This window comes from Pseudomonas imperatae, from assembly GCF_057128625.1.
Window position 1 is genome coordinate 344,203 of the sequence record NZ_JBSKHP010000001.1, and the last position, 13,550, is coordinate 357,752.

The following is a 13,550-nucleotide window of genomic DNA, read 5'->3' on the forward strand; positions in this document are numbered from 1 at the left end:
AAGCCAAAGCCAAAGCCAAAGCCAAAGCCAAAGCCAAAGCCAAAGCCAAAGCCAAAGCCAAAGCCAAAGCCAAAGCCGTAGGCGGTTGGTGCTTGGGAGGGGGGTGTGCTGTAAAAATTTTTATCCCCCACCCTTGTAATCGTAACCGGCGACCTCATGTATGGGTCACCGCAAGGTTTCTGGCTTTGCCAGACATTATTCCGCGTCTCGCGCAGCGAGCCGCGACCGGCCCCGCCGGATGAACCACAACGCCGGTACAGACACCGGCCGCTGAAAACCATAATTAGGAGAGATCGACAATGAAGCTTCGTCCTCTGCATGACCGCGTCGTTATCCGTCGCAGCGAAGAAGAAAAGAAAACCGCTGGCGGTATCGTTCTGCCAGGTTCGGCTGCCGAGAAAGCCAACAATGGTGAAGTCATCGCGGTCGGTACCGGCCGAGTGCTGGACAACGGTGAAGTGCGTGCACTGTCCGTGAAAGTGGGCGACAAGGTCGTGTTTGGCCCTTACTCCGGCAGCAACACCGTGAAAGTAGACGGCGAAGACCTGCTGGTAATGAGCGAGAACGAAATCCTCGCCGTTATCGAAGGCTGATAACCCCGCTGCTCTCCCTTTACTACCCAGTATTCAAGGAAATCGATCATGGCTGCTAAAGAAGTTAAATTCGGCGACTCCGCCCGCAAGAAAATGCTGACCGGCGTAAACGTCCTGGCTGACGCGGTAAAAGCGACCCTGGGCCCGAAAGGCCGTAACGTGATCATCGAGAAGAGCTTCGGCGCTCCGACCATCACCAAGGACGGCGTTTCCGTAGCCAAGGAAATCGAGCTGAAAGATCGCTTCGAAAACATGGGCGCGCAGCTGGTCAAAGACGTTGCCTCCCGTGCCAACGACGACGCCGGTGACGGCACCACCACCGCTACCGTACTGGCTCAGTCGATCGTCAACGAAGGCCTGAAAGCCGTCGCTGCCGGCATGAACCCGATGGACCTGAAGCGCGGTATCGACAAGGCGACCATCGCCATCGTCAAAGAGCTGAAAGGCCTGTCCAAGCCATGCGCTGATTCGAAAGCCATCGCCCAGGTCGGCACCATCTCGGCCAACTCCGACTCCTCGATCGGCGACATCATTGCCGAAGCCATGGAAAAAGTCGGTAAAGAAGGCGTGATCACCGTTGAAGAAGGCTCGGGCCTGGAAAACGAACTGTCGGTCGTAGAAGGCATGCAGTTCGACCGCGGCTACCTGTCCCCTTACTTCGTCAACAAGCCAGACACCATGGTCGCTGAGCTGGACGGCCCGCTGATCCTGCTGGTTGACAAGAAGATCTCCAACATCCGCGAAATGCTGCCAGTGCTGGAAGCCGTTGCCAAAGCCGGCCGCCCACTGCTGATCGTGGCTGAAGACGTCGAAGGCGAAGCCCTGGCGACCCTGGTTGTGAACAACATGCGTGGCATCGTCAAGGTTGCAGCCGTCAAGGCTCCAGGCTTCGGCGACCGTCGCAAGGCCATGCTGCAGGACATCGCCGTACTGACCGGCGGTACCGTTATCTCCGAAGAGATCGGCCTGAGCCTGGAAAGCACTACCCTGGAGCACCTGGGTAACGCCAAGCGCGTCGTGCTGTCGAAAGAAAACACCACCATCATCGACGGTGCTGGCGTCGAGGCTGACATCCAGGCTCGCGTTACCCAGATCCGTCAGCAAGTGGCCGACACTTCGTCCGACTACGACCGTGAAAAATTGCAAGAGCGCCTGGCCAAGCTGTCCGGCGGCGTTGCAGTGATCAAGGTTGGCGCTGGCTCCGAAGTTGAAATGAAAGAGAAGAAAGCCCGCGTTGAAGACGCCCTGCACGCTACCCGTGCAGCTGTCGAAGAAGGCGTGGTACCTGGCGGTGGCGTGGCCCTGGTTCGCTCGCTGCAAGCCATCGCTGGCCTGAAAGGCGACAACGCCGATCAGGACGTCGGTATCGCTCTGCTGCGTCGTGCTGTTGAAGCGCCGCTGCGCCAGATCGTTGCCAACTCCGGTGACGAGCCAAGCGTGGTTGTCGACAAGGTCAAGCAAGGCGAAGGCAACTTCGGTTACAACGCTGCCACTGGCGAATACGGCGACATGATCCAGATGGGTATCCTGGACCCAGCCAAAGTGACCCGTTCGGCACTGCAGGCTGCTTCCTCGATCGCCAGCCTGATGATCACCACCGAAGCCATGATCGCCGAGATCAAGGAAGACGCTCCTGCAGCTGGCGGCATGCCAGACATGGGCGGCATGGGTGGCATGGGCGGCATGATGTAAGCCAGCCTTACCCGCTTTAAAAAGAACCCCGCCTTGCGCGGGGTTTTTTTATGCCCGCGGGCGCCACCACTGGCCCTCGGGGGCCTAACGCCGTAAGCTGCCTGCGCCCAAGGGCAAACACACTGGATGGAGAACCTGCCCATGCGAATTCTATTGGTTGAAGACAACCGCGACATCCTGGCCAATCTCGCGGATTACCTGGGCCTGAAGGGCTACACCGTCGACTGTGCCCAGGACGGGCTGTCGGGGTTGCACCTGGCGGCCACCGAGCATTACGACCTGATCGTGCTCGACATCATGTTGCCCGGCATCGACGGCTACACCCTGTGCAAGCGCCTGCGCGAAGACGCGCGCCGGGAAACCCCGGTGATCATGCTCACCGCCCGCGACCAGCTGGACGACCGCCTGCAGGGCTTCCGCTCCGGTGCGGACGACTACCTGGTCAAGCCGTTCGCGCTGTCGGAGCTGGCCGCGCGCATCGAAGCCGTGCTGCGCCGCGCCCAGGGCGGCGGTCGTCGCAGCCTGCAGGTGGGCGACCTGAGCTACGACCTCGATACCCTCGAGGTCTCGCGCCAGGGCCGCACCCTGAAGCTCAACCCGGTTGGCCTGAAACTGCTGGCGGTGCTGATGCAGAAGAGCCCCCACGTGCTGCGCCGCGAAGTGCTGGAAGAAGCGCTGTGGGGCGATGACTGCCCGGACAGCGACAGCCTGCGCAGCCACGTGCACCAGTTGCGCCAGGTGATCGACAAGCCGTTCGACAAACCGCTGCTGCAAACGGTACATGGCGTGGGTTACCGCCTGGCCGAGGGCAAAGATGGAGTTTAAGCAAAGCCTCGCGCAACGGATCATCATCGCCTTTGCGTTGATGAGCGCGTTGGTGGCCGGCGCCTTTGCCGTGGGCATTGTGGCCACGGTGCACCTGGTCGAGGAAAAGCTGATTTCGGCGGGGCTGGGCGGCGACCTGCAACGCCTGCTGCTGATGGACAACGTCAGCGACTGGAACCATCGGCCCGAGCCCGACCAGCTTTTCTACTACAGCAGCGGCCGCGGTGACTATGCGTTGCCCAAGGACCTGCGCCACCTGAGCGCCGGTTTCCATGAAGTGTTCCGCGGCGACCTGTCGTACCACGCCATGGTCGAAATCGTCGATGGCCGCCGGTATGTGCTGCTGCAGGACCAGAGCGATTTCGAAGAGCGCGAGCGCGTGCTGTTCGCCGTGGTGGTGGTGGGCTTCGTGCTTAGCCTGGCCCTGGCGGTGTTCCTGGGCTGGGTGCTGGCGCGGCGGGTGATGGCCCCCGTGGTGCGCCTGGCCCGGCAAGTGCGCCACCGTGACCAACTGCTGGGTCTGGCCCCGCCGCTGGCCCCCGACTACGCGGCAGACGAGGTGGGTGAGCTGGCCGTGGCCTTCGACGCTACCCTGGGCCGCCTGCGCGATGCCTTGAGCCGCGAGCGCCTGTTCACCAGCGACGTCAGCCACGAACTGCGCACGCCGTTGATGGTGCTGGCCACCTCCTGCGAACTGCTGCTGGAAAACCCTGCGCTGGATGGCCGCGCCCGCGCCCAGGTAGAGCGCATCGCACGCGCCTGCGAGGAAATGCGCGAGCTGGTGCAGACCTTCCTGATGCTGGCCCGGGCCCAGCGCAACGACTCGGAGATGAGCGCGCAGCTGACCCTCGACCAGGTGGCCGATAACCTGCTGGGCTTGTGGCGTGGCCCCATCGAGCACAAGGGCCTGACCCTGGAAGTGGCGCGTACCGAACTGCCCGACACCCGCTACAACGCCACCTTCATGCTCGCGGTAATGGGCAACCTGCTGCGCAACGCCCTGCACTACACCGACGCAGGCTTCATTCGCCTGACCCTTGAGCCGGGCGGCTTCAAGGTCGAGGACAGCGGCATCGGCATTCCCGAGGAGAAGCGCCTGGCGGTGTTCCAGCCGTTCGTGCGCGCCACCGAGAAGCGCGGCGAAGGCCTGGGCCTGGGCCTGTCGTTGGTACAACGAATCTGCGATGACCAGGGCTGGGAAGTCGACCTTACCCCCCGCGAGCCCCACGGCTGCTGCTTCCAGGTCAGCCTGAACCGGCCGGATTGACTGCCGGGTAGCACTAAAGGCCCTGTGCCAGTATTGTTCCTGTGTAAAACCCCGGCTCGCTTACTGAGGTTTTCTACACATTTTTCACGACCGCCTGACTAAGGTGATCGCGATTTGTATGCGGTGTGGCGTGTTCACATCCTAGCCAAGGAGTACCGGTGATGGCCGTCGACTACGCGACCCCTAGCCCTTCAGCGCCCGACACGCGCTTTGATTATTTCTGGAACCAGCAGGGCGAATGGGTGGAAGAGCCCAACGTGCGCCGCGGCGGCGAAAGCGGCGTGCAGCGCCTGCATTCCGCCAATGGCCAACTGCTGTATGCCAAGCGCCAGGTAGGGCACACCTACCGCAGCCTGCGCCACCCCATGGGGCGGCCGACGGTGCTGCGCGAGCGCGATGCCTTGCAGAGCCTGGCCGCCCTTGGTGTAGGCGTGCCGAAACTGGTGTTCTGCGGTGCCCAGCGTGACACCCAGGGCCAGTGGCGTGCACTGCTGGTCACCGAGGCCCTGGATGGGTTCCAGGAAATCGACCAGTGGTATGAAAGCCATGACCGCGCGCACTACGGTGAAGCGCTGCATGAAGCCATACTCAAGCAACTGGCCGACACCCTGGCGCGCATGCACAAGGGCCGTTGGCAGCACAGTTGCCTGTATGCAAAACACATTTTCCTGCGGGTTGTGGGCGAGGGCGCAGCAGCGCGACCGGAGATCGCCACCCTGGACCTGGAGAAGTGCCGCCAGCGGTTCAGCGCCCAGAGCGCGGCCCGTCATGACCTCAAGCAACTGCGCCGCCACTCGTCGTTCAGCGACGCAGACTGGAGCAAATTGCTCTATTTTTACAAGACGGCGTTTGGCAGCCCGATCAAAGGTTTAGAGTCATGAAACTAGAAATTGCTCGAGGTTTGTTTTTGCTCGCTGCCCTGGCGGTCAGCACTGCTGCGATTGCAGCCCTGGATCAACCTCGGCCGGGTGTGCTGAGTGTTGAAACGGGCGCGGGGGCTTGCCCCCTGCCTCGAGCGGCCAAATCCCAGGTGGCGGTGCGGCCGGACCAGGACCTGCTCCTGTTCGTGTTCGGCATGGCCCAGGGACGCAAGGGCTGAGGTTGCCATACCGATCGGCCCGAAGGCCCCGTCAATGACGGGGCCTTTTTGCATCCGTGGGGCGCCCGGGACTCGGCCTGGCGGCCGCTGCTACGGGGTTTTCCTGGAGATGAGGGTGTACACGCACGGCAGCACGAACAGCGTGAACAGGGTGCCCACCGACATGCCAGTGGCAATCACGGTGCCGATGTCGAAGCGGCTGACCGCACCGGCGCCGGTGGCCAGGATCAGCGGCACCATGCCGAAGACCATGGCCGCGGTGGTCATCAGCACCGGCCGCAGGCGAATCGCTGCCGCTTCCTCCACCGCCTCCCGCGCGTCCAGGCCCTTTTCCCGGCGCAGCTGGTTGGCGAATTCGACGATCAGGATGCCGTGCTTGCTGATCAGCCCGATCAAGGTCACCAGCCCCACCTGGGTATAGATGTTCAGGCTCGACCAGCCCAGGAACAGCGGGATCAGTGCGCCACAGATGGACAGCGGCACGGTCACCAGGATCACCAGCGGGTCGCGGAAGCTTTCGAACTGCGCGGCCAGCACCAGGAAGATGATCGCCAGCGCCAGGCCGAAGGTGACCCACAGGGCATTGCCTTCCTGCACGTACTGGCGGGCGCTGCTGCCGTAGTCGAAGGCATAGCCGGCTGGCGCTTCCTCGACCGCGATCTGCCGTACCGTCTGCACCGCATCGCCCATGCTGACGATGGGGAAGCCCTGGATGATCGCCGAGTTCAGCTGCTGGAACTGGTTTAGCTGGCGCGGGCGCGCCCGCTCGCTGACGGTGATCAGGGTGGACAGCGGCAGCAGCTGGTTCTGGTTGTTGCGCACGTAATACTGGTTCAGCCACTCGGGATTGTCGCGGTAGGCGCGCTCCACCTGGGCGATGACCTTGTAGCTACGGCCATCGAGGGTGAAGCGGTTGATCTCCGACTCACCCAGCAGGGTGGCCAGGGTGCCGCCCAGTTCCTGCATCGACACGCCCATCTGCGCCGCCTTGGCGCGGTCGATATCCACCACCACCTCGGGCTTGTCGAAGGCCAGGTCGATGTCCAGGAAGGCGAACTTGCCGGTGGCCTGGGCGCGGTCCTTGACCCGCTGGGCCACGTCCAGCAGCGACTCGTAGTCGTTGGCGGTGTTGATCACGAACTCGAACGGCAGGCCCTCGCCGGTGCCGGGCAGCGCCGGCAGGTTGAAACCGAAGATCTGCAGGCCGGGGATCTGCGCCAGGCGCGCCTGCACCTCGGGCAACAGCTGCATCTGCGTGCGGCTGCGCTCGTTCCAGGGCTTGAGCAGGAAGCCGCCGATGCCCGACTGCACGCCGTTGAAGCCGTTGATCTGGAACGAGGAGTAGTACTCGGGAAAGTCCTTGAAGATGCCCAGGAACTGGTCGGTGTAGGTGTTCAAATAGTCGAGGTTGGTGGGCTGCGGCGCGGTGGCCATCATGAAGATGATGCCCTGGTCTTCCGCGGGCGCCAGCTCCGACTGGCTGAACTTGAGGAACACCGGGATCAGGCACAGCACGATCAGCGCGAACACCACCACCACCGGGCGGGTCTGCAGGGTGGCATGCAGCAGGCGCTGGTAGCGCTGCTTGATGCCCTCGAACAGTTGGTCGAGGCGGTGGGCCAGGCCCTTGGGGTCGGGATCGGCACGCAGCAGCAGGGCGCACATCATTGGCGACAGGGTAAGGGCGACGATGCCGGAGATCACCACGGCCCCTGCGAGCGTGAGGGCGAACTCCTTGAACAGCGCGCCGGTCAGGCCCTCGAGGAAACCGATGGGCGCGTACACGGCGGCCAGGGTGATGGTCATCGACACCACCGGCATGGCAATTTCCCGGGCACCTTCCAGCGCTGCGTCGAACGGCGTGCGGCCTTCCTCGATGTGCCGGTGGATGTTCTCCACCACGACGATGGCATCGTCCACCACCAGGCCGATGGCCAGCACCATGGCCAGCAGGGTCAGCAGGTTGATGGAGTAGCCCATCAGTTGCATGAAGAACAGCACGCCGATCATCGACAGCGGGATGGTCACCACCGGGATGATCACCGAGCGAAGTGCGCCAAGGAACAGGAACACCACCACGATGACGATCAGCACGGCCTCGAACAGGGTCTTCACCACCTCGTCAATGGACGCCTGGATGAACAGCGTGGCGTCGTAGGCGATGGAAGCCTTGAGGTTGGGTGGCAGCTGGCCTTCGAGTTCGGGCATCAGCTTGCGCACCTCGCGGATCACGTCCAGTGGGTTGGCGCCGGGCGTGCCCTTGATGCCGATGTACACCGAGGGCGTGCCGTTGAAGGAGCTGACGGTGTCGTAGTTCTCGGCGCCCATCTGCACCCGCGCCACGTCACCCAGCAGCACGCGGCTGTCGCCGTCGGTCTTGAGCGGGATGGCGGCGAAGCCTTCAGTGGATTTCAGGTCGGTGGCGGCGTTGACGCTGGTGACGATGTACTCGCCCTTGACCTCGCCGGCGGCCGACAGGAAATTGTAGCGGCGCACCGCGTCGGTGACGTCGTTGGCGCTCAGGCCGTAGCCGGCCAGCTTCACCGGGTCGATCCACAGGCGCATGGCGAACACCTGGTTGCCGAGGATCTCGGCCTGGGCCATGCCCGGCAGCGTCGCCAGCTTGGGCTGAATGACCCGCGACAGGTAGTCGGTGATCTGCGGGTTGTTGAGCTGGTCGCTGTAGAAGCTGATGTACATCAGCGCCGAAGCGTCGGCGGCCTCCTTGCTGAGGACCGGGTCCTCGGCGTCCTGGGGCAGCTTGTTCTTGACCTCGTTGGCCTTGGCCAGCAGCTCGGTGAACAGCCGGTCGCTGTCGGCGCCGATGCGCGCGTAAATGGAGATGACCGAAAAATTCTGCCGGCTGACCGAGGTCATGTAGTCGATGCCTTCGGCGCTGGCCAGGCTCTGTTGCAACGGCTGGGTGATGTAGCCCTGAATGGTCTCGGCATTGGCCCCGGGGTAGGCGGTGGTGACCGTGATCAGGGCGTTTTCCATTTGCGGATACTGGCGGATGCTCAGCTTGCTCCACGCCTGGAAACCCAGCAGCACGATCAGCAGGCTGATGACGCTGGCCAGCACCGGGCGGCGGATGAACGGGTCGGTAAAGGCCATGGCCGTGCTCCTGTCAGTGGGCTTTGAGGGTAGCGTCGGGGCTGACGCTTACCGCGGCACCACTGGTGAGCTTGAGCTGGCCGCCGGTGACCACCTGCTCGCCGGCGCTCAGCCCCTTGCTGACGATGACCAGGCCGTCGCGGCGCTCGCCGGTGTCGACGAAGCGCCGTTCGGCCACCAGCACCGGCTTGTTGTCGGCGCCGGTGACCGGCTTGCCTTGCTCGTCCTTTTTCTCGCCGACCACGTACACCGAGTTGCCGTACAGGGTGTAGGCCACGGCTCCCTCGGGCACCACCACCTGGTTATGCGGCTGGGGCAGTACCACCTGGAGGTTGGCGAACATGCCGGGTAGCAGCTTGCCCTGGGGGTTGGCCAGGGTGGCGCGGATGAGGATGTTGCGGGTGCTGTCGTCGACCTTGGGGTTGAGGGCGCTGATGGCACCTTCGAAGGTCTGCCCCGGGTAGGCGGCCACGGTGACCAGCACGGGCTGGCCGACGTGGAGCTGCGGGATGGCCTGCTCGGCCACGTAGAAGTCCACGTAGAGGCTGTTGAGGTCCTGCAGGGTGGCGATGACCCTGCCGCTGGCCAGGTAGTCGCCAACGTCGACCCGGCGGATGCCGATGGTGCCGCTGAACGGGGCCACGATGTTCTTCTTGGCCAGGCTGGCCTTGAGTTGGGCGACGGTCGCCTTGTTCTTGAGCAGCACGGCGTTGAGGCGGTCGAACTCGCCCTTGGAGATGGCGCGGCTGTCCACCAGTTGCGCGCCGCGGCCGTAGTCGAGCTGGGCCAGGCCCAGGTCGGCCTGGGCGGTGCCCAGCAGCGCGGTCTCGACGTCGCTGTCCAGTTGCAGCAGTGGCTGGCCGGCCTTGACCTGCTGCCCGGACTCGAACTGGATGGCGCGCACCGTGCCGGCGATTTCCAGGCTCAGGTTCACGCCCTGCAGCGCCTTGAGGCTGCCCACCGCCGGCAGCCGCGCTTGCCAGGCGCGTTCGCTGGCAGTGGCGACGGCCACGGCAACGGGCGGCTTGGGGGCCGAGAACATCCGGACCTGCTGGTAGATCGACCATGCCTTGTAACCACCGAGCAGCAGGACGACCACCAGCACGATCCCCAACATGGTGAGCATGCGGCGGCGCAACATATTCCGTTTCCCTGGAAAGCGAAGCTGAGAGTTGCAGCACATTATTCTTGTAAGGCGCGGGGCGCCACTGCGCTGTATTTCTGGATATTACGTGTACAAATCATAGCCGCTGTATACGGGTTTCTGTGGGAGCTGGCTTGCCAGCGAGCTTTTCGGGCCTCAATCAACAGCTCGCTGGCAAGCCAGCTCCCACAGGGGTGCGTCACGGCCTGCGCAGATGGTTATCCCAAAAACCCGCCGGCAACCTCAACGGCGTGGCCACCGGCGTAGCGGTGCGGCAGTCCACCAGGCGGCAGCGGCCCTGGCCGGAGGTGACCACGAAGCCCTGGGGCACCGCCGCCACCCCGGCGCAATCGGCCAGTTGCATTTCCAGGCGTAGCGCGCCGCTGTCCAGGTCCCAGATGAAGCATCGGTTGGCCCGTGGCGCCGTCAGTGCCACCAGCCGCAGGGTGTCATGCACCGCCACGCTGGCGCTGTAGTGGGCCATGCACCGCAGCTGCGCCTCGGCCAGCGGAAACGGCTCGAACGCCTGGCCCGGTCGCTTGATTGCCAGCAACGGCGCGCTGTCATCGGCCGCGCCCATGAACTGCTGGCAGGCCAGCACCGTGCCGTCGCTGGCAATGGCCAGGTGGCGGATGCTGTTCATGGGTTGCGCCAGGGTCTCGCGGCTGTGCAGCGTGCCGTCGCGGCCCATCAGCACCAGGCTGGGGGTCATGGCCTCAAGGTTCATGTCGACCCGGCTCTCGGCCTCGGTGCGGATGCCGCCGTTGGCGACCACCAGGGTCTCGCCGTCGGGCATCCAGGCCAGCTCGTGGGGGCCGATGCCATGGCTCGACAGTTCGCCCGCAGGGGCTAGGCGCTGGCCCTCGAAGCGGTAGACGCCGACGACCCCGCGGCCCGGGTCGCGGGTGTCGTTCTCGGTGGTGTACAGCCAGTCGCCGCTGGTATGGATGACGGCGTGCCCATAGAAATGCCGGTTCGGCGCCGCGGTCAGCGTCTGCACCAGGCGGCCGTCGCGCAGGTCCAGCAGGTAGCATTCGGTGCCCGGCCGGCGGGCCACGAACAGCGCCAGCGGCAACCGTGGATGTTCGATGACGGCGTGGCAGCGCTGGGGCACGGCGGTTGCAAACACCTGGTGCCCATCCTGCCGGTAGCCCACGGCATAGTGCCGGCCCTCGGCGTCATCGCGTGCCGACAGCAGCAGGCCGCCCGGCAAGGCGGGGGCCAGGAGGTTTTTGCACCACTGTGCCAGGCCCATGTTCAGTCACCGTCGTTGGCGTTGAAGCCCAGGGCGATGCCCAGCGCCTTGGCCAGCTCGCCTTCGTGCAGGCGGTGCAGCACGTTCAGGCGGTCATAAAGCGTTTCCAGCTGCTGGCGCCCGGCGGGGGTGGCCAGCAGCTCGGCCAGCGGCCCTTGATGCTCGGCAAACCACTGCTGCACCTCGGCGTAGGCGCCGTCGATGCGCTGGGCCAGGGCTTGCTGGTCCTTGCCCAGCAACCCGCGCAGGCCGTTGCCGTCGACCCCGGCCCAGACTGTCTGGGCGGCGCTGACGCTGGCCTGCAGGCTGTGCAGTGAAGCCTCGCTGCGCCAGGCCTCGGCTTGCATTGGCTGGGCGATGCCCTTGCTCTGGCGGCCCATGGGCGTGCCGAGCTTTTTCTTCAGGGTGTCCAGCGCCGTGACCTGGGCACGCAGCAGGTCGGCGATGGCTTCCTGGGAATCGGCGTAGCGCGGGTTGGGGAAATGGCTCATCTGCCAGAGCATGCCCTGGTCGCCTTGCCATTGGCCGAGGATGTCCTGCGCCAGCTGTTGCTGGTGCTCGCCGATGGCCACCAGCAACGGGCAGTAGCGGGCTTTCTGGCTGGCGTCGGCCAGGTCCAGGCGCGCGTCGAAGAGGATGTATTCGTAGGCCGACAAGCCTTGCACCACCACGCTGGCCTTGCCCAGGCTGGCGGCGTCTACAGTGGCGCCGGCGTTCACCAGTTGCTCGATCTGGCGCCCCACCAGGTTTTTCTTGTCCGGCCAGAACTGTACCTGCCAGGTGCTGTTGCCTTCGGCCAGCGGGCCGATCAGCAACGGCTGCAGCTGCGCCCAGGCGCGCTGGGCATGGAGGAAGTCGGCCCGGGCGGTGGCCAGGCTGGCGCTGCCCTGGCAGAACGCCTGGGCGCTGATGGCCAGCTGCTGGTCGGCCGCCACCCAGCGGCTGTAGGTGGGCAGGATGACCTGGTTGGCAATGGCCGCACTGGTGGCTGCCTGGCGGTCCTGGGGCGTGCAGGCACCGAGGAGCAGGGCGGCGAGGCTGGTGAACAGCAGGGTGGGACGAAACATTCAGGGCTCCGTGGCAAGACTCAAAGTGAATTCAGGAAGGCCAGCAGCGCGGCGCGCTGGGCAGCGTTGAAGGACAGCACCTGGCGCTGCGCCGCTGCGGCCTCGCCGCCGTGCCACAGCACGGCTTCCATGGCATCGCGGGCACGGCCGTCGTGCAGGTACTGGGTGTGGCCGCTGACCGTTTCGGTCAGGCCCAGGCCCCACAGCGGCGGGGTGCGCCAGTCCTGGCCCCCGGCGGCGAACTCGCTGCGGTCGTCGGCCAGGCCCGGGCCCATGTCGTGCAGCAGCAGGTCGGTGTAGGGGCGGATGCGCTGGTTCGCCAGCTCCGGCTCGGCGGCATCGGCGGCGGTGATGTAGTGCGGCGTGTGGCAGGCCTGGCAGCCGGCCTGCTTGAACAGCTGCTTGCCGGCCAGCACCTGGGGCGAGCCCACGTCGCGGCGCGCCGGCACGGCCACGTTGCGGGTATAGAACAGCACCAGGCGCAGGATGTTGTCGCTGACCTCCGGGTGGCCGCCGTGGGCGGCGCGCAGGCAGCCGACCTGCGCGGCGGTGCAATTGTCGCGGGGCTGCAGGCCGGTGGTCAGGCCCATGTCGTTGGCGAAGGCGTGGGCGTTCTGCTGGTTCAGCGTGGGCTGCCCGGCTTTCCAGCCGAAGCGGCCGATCACGGTCTTGCCCTGGGTATCGTCCCAGACCCTGTTGGGCCGGCCCTGCACGCCATCATCCGTGGCGGCCTGGGCCTGGGCGTTGGCCAGGATCGCGGCCTCGGGTATGGCTTCCAGCAGCCCCAGGCCGATCATCGGCGGCGCCACTCGGGCGGAAAGCCGCGCCTGGGGGTGCAGGGGGCCGTAGCCCAGCTGGGTGATCAGCAGCCGTGGCTTGCGCAGTTGCACCGTGGTGCCGTCGTCGAACGTCACCGGGTACGGCTCGTAGGCCACGCGCACCCTGGCCTCGGGGTGCACGCCAGGCACGGCCATGTCCTGCAGCTGGGTGCCATACACCGGCTCGGGGTTGACGCCCAGGCGCTCGATGAGCGCTGCCTGCTGGGTGGTATCGGGTATGGACAGGCGCACCAGCATCGACACGGCGCTGGTGGCGTCCGGTCCGGGTGGGTGGCCGCGGCCGTCCTTGATGTGGCAGTTCTGGCAGGCGTTGGTGTTGTACAGCGGTCCCAGGCCGTCGCGCGCGGTGGTGGTGGCAGGGGCGATGACCCAGGGGTTGCGGAAGAAACTGTTGCCGGCACTGAAGTCGAGCTTGCGCTCGGCGCTCAGGTTGGCGGAGGGCTGGGCGAAGGCGTTGACGTCGCGGTGGCCGACGGTACCGGCGCCCCCGGCCAGGGCCTCTTCCGGTTCCTCGTCTTCCAGCCGCACGGCTTCGCCACAACCACCCAGGCACAGGGTGAGCAGCAGGGCGCCGAGGCGAGGGAGGAGCGATGACATCGAGGATCCAGCAGTGAAGGGCAGGGGGCAAGCTTATCAGGCACCCCGGCCGTAACCG

The 13,550-nt window shown here is 65.3% G+C and carries 11 protein-coding genes; 6 read left to right on the plus strand and 5 right to left on the minus strand.

The features are described 5' to 3' along the window. Positions 1-299: 299 nt before the first annotated feature. The 6 genes from ACWKWX_RS01645 to ACWKWX_RS01670 all read left to right on the plus strand — a co-directional run bounded on the left by ACWKWX_RS01645 (position 300) and on the right by ACWKWX_RS01670 (position 5,476). Positions 300-593: a co-chaperone GroES gene (locus tag ACWKWX_RS01645; protein ID WP_027976889.1), complete on the plus strand. Its 294-nt coding sequence runs from the start codon at positions 300-302 to the stop codon at positions 591-593. A 48-nt stretch (positions 594-641) separates the two neighbouring features. After that, positions 642-2,285: a chaperonin GroEL gene (gene groL / locus ACWKWX_RS01650; protein ID WP_158155614.1), complete on the plus strand. Its 1,644-nt coding sequence runs from the start codon at positions 642-644 to the stop codon at positions 2,283-2,285. A 141-nt stretch (positions 2,286-2,426) separates the two neighbouring features. Beyond that, a complete protein-coding gene (gene colR / locus ACWKWX_RS01655) occupies positions 2,427-3,110 on the plus strand; it encodes a two-component system response regulator ColR (protein ID WP_416426798.1) in 684 nt (227 codons plus the stop codon). Further along, the gene (locus ACWKWX_RS01660) at positions 3,100-4,377 is read left to right on the plus strand and encodes a sensor histidine kinase (protein WP_416426796.1); all 1,278 of its coding nucleotides are present in this window, start codon (positions 3,100-3,102) and stop codon (positions 4,375-4,377) included. The genes colR and ACWKWX_RS01660 overlap by 11 nt, the downstream gene beginning before the upstream one ends. Before the next feature lie 161 nt (positions 4,378-4,538). Beyond that, on the plus strand, positions 4,539-5,258 hold the full coding sequence (locus tag ACWKWX_RS01665; RefSeq protein ID WP_416426795.1) for a lipopolysaccharide kinase InaA family protein: 720 nt from the start codon (positions 4,539-4,541) through the stop codon (positions 5,256-5,258). Next, entirely contained in the window at positions 5,255-5,476 is a 222-nt protein-coding gene (locus ACWKWX_RS01670) for a hypothetical protein (protein ID WP_416426794.1), read from the plus strand. Before ACWKWX_RS01665 ends, ACWKWX_RS01670 begins: the two co-directional genes overlap by 4 nt. 90 nt (positions 5,477-5,566) lie before the next feature. Here ACWKWX_RS01670 and ACWKWX_RS01675 read toward each other — a convergent pair whose 3' ends face one another. The 5 genes from ACWKWX_RS01675 to ACWKWX_RS01695 all read right to left on the minus strand — a co-directional run bounded on the left by ACWKWX_RS01675 (position 5,567) and on the right by ACWKWX_RS01695 (position 13,492). Further along, on the minus strand, positions 5,567-8,590 hold the full coding sequence (locus ACWKWX_RS01675) for a multidrug efflux RND transporter permease subunit (protein ID WP_473004425.1): 3,024 nt from the start codon (positions 8,588-8,590) through the stop codon (positions 5,567-5,569). A gap of 13 nt (positions 8,591-8,603) precedes the next feature. Then, positions 8,604-9,731: an efflux RND transporter periplasmic adaptor subunit gene (locus ACWKWX_RS01680; protein ID WP_483826863.1), complete on the minus strand. Its 1,128-nt coding sequence runs from the start codon at positions 9,729-9,731 to the stop codon at positions 8,604-8,606. Positions 9,732-9,933: 202 nt separating this feature from the next. Continuing rightward, positions 9,934-10,989, minus strand: a complete 1,056-nt coding sequence (locus ACWKWX_RS01685; RefSeq protein ID WP_483826864.1) for a DUF1513 domain-containing protein — start codon at positions 10,987-10,989, stop codon at positions 9,934-9,936. 2 nt (positions 10,990-10,991) lie between these two features. Beyond that, the gene (locus ACWKWX_RS01690) at positions 10,992-12,056 is read right to left on the minus strand and encodes an imelysin family protein (protein WP_483826865.1); all 1,065 of its coding nucleotides are present in this window, start codon (positions 12,054-12,056) and stop codon (positions 10,992-10,994) included. A gap of 20 nt (positions 12,057-12,076) precedes the next feature. Further along, positions 12,077-13,492 carry a di-heme oxidoreductase family protein gene (locus ACWKWX_RS01695; RefSeq protein ID WP_483826866.1) on the minus strand — a complete coding sequence of 472 codons (1,416 nt, stop codon included), beginning with the start codon at positions 13,490-13,492 and terminating at the stop codon, positions 12,077-12,079. Between the last annotated feature and the right edge of the window lie 58 nt (positions 13,493-13,550).

What these genes read in the sequence shown, in the direction of transcription:
- ACWKWX_RS01690 (WP_483826865.1), bottom strand. Translation starts at nt 12,056, where the DNA reads ATGTTTCGTCCCACCCTGCTGTTCACCAGCCTCGCCGCCCTGCTCCTC.
- ACWKWX_RS01665 (WP_416426795.1), top strand. Translation starts at nt 4,539, where the DNA reads ATGGCCGTCGACTACGCGACCCCTAGCCCTTCAGCGCCCGACACGCGC.
- ACWKWX_RS01680 (WP_483826863.1), bottom strand. Translation starts at nt 9,731, where the DNA reads ATGTTGCGCCGCCGCATGCTCACCATGTTGGGGATCGTGCTGGTGGTC.
- ACWKWX_RS01695 (WP_483826866.1), bottom strand. Translation starts at nt 13,492, where the DNA reads ATGTCATCGCTCCTCCCTCGCCTCGGCGCCCTGCTGCTCACCCTGTGC.
- ACWKWX_RS01675 (WP_473004425.1), bottom strand. Translation starts at nt 8,590, where the DNA reads ATGGCCTTTACCGACCCGTTCATCCGCCGCCCGGTGCTGGCCAGCGTC.
- colR (WP_416426798.1), top strand. Translation starts at nt 2,427, where the DNA reads ATGCGAATTCTATTGGTTGAAGACAACCGCGACATCCTGGCCAATCTC.
- ACWKWX_RS01685 (WP_483826864.1), bottom strand. Translation starts at nt 10,989, where the DNA reads ATGGGCCTGGCACAGTGGTGCAAAAACCTCCTGGCCCCCGCCTTGCCG.
- ACWKWX_RS01645 (WP_027976889.1), top strand. Translation starts at nt 300, where the DNA reads ATGAAGCTTCGTCCTCTGCATGACCGCGTCGTTATCCGTCGCAGCGAA.
- ACWKWX_RS01660 (WP_416426796.1), top strand. Translation starts at nt 3,100, where the DNA reads ATGGAGTTTAAGCAAAGCCTCGCGCAACGGATCATCATCGCCTTTGCG.
- groL (WP_158155614.1), top strand. Translation starts at nt 642, where the DNA reads ATGGCTGCTAAAGAAGTTAAATTCGGCGACTCCGCCCGCAAGAAAATG.
- ACWKWX_RS01670 (WP_416426794.1), top strand. Translation starts at nt 5,255, where the DNA reads ATGAAACTAGAAATTGCTCGAGGTTTGTTTTTGCTCGCTGCCCTGGCG.